Annotated in this window: 1 protein-coding gene; it reads left to right on the forward strand. The window is 41.6% G+C overall.

The features are described from left to right. Positions 1-284: 284 nt before the first annotated feature. Positions 285-478 (forward strand): hypothetical protein (locus A3756_RS28820; RefSeq protein WP_231875574.1); only part of this gene is annotated, 194 nt, incomplete at its 3' end.

Below are 478 nucleotides of genomic sequence, written 5' to 3' on the forward strand. Positions count from 1 at the left end.
TTTTGCTTGGTGCAAACCCTGTAAACCGTCAGTTGCTTCGGTCACTTTGTGTCAGGCGATCTCGAGGGTGAATTTGATCATTTGTCTCATTGATGCAGAGTCATCAACAACTAATATGTTTGCCATGTTTAACTTCTCTTCTCGCTACTTCTGCTGGTAAATAAGTGGTCTTCAATCTCTTTACAGGTTAAAAGTATAGATAACTTTAGAGAAAAGTTTATATTTCAATGTATTATTCCACACAGTTTCCGTTTCTTTAGTCCCAACCCATGGAAAACAAGTTCTTGTCAATAGATTCACCCATTGCTAGTGGTTCAAGTTCTCGGCCAAGAAAAGCCTTAGCCGGTGCGATTATACTGTCATTTTTGGCACATATTGCGCTGAGTCTTTGGGAAGGACAGAACGAAATCTTTGCGCCGATTGGAAAAACTTCGGTTAATGTTTCCTTAAGACCCTCGCAAGAGGAGGGGGACCCCGC

It is taken from the genome of Oleiphilus sp. HI0086 (assembly GCF_001635225.1).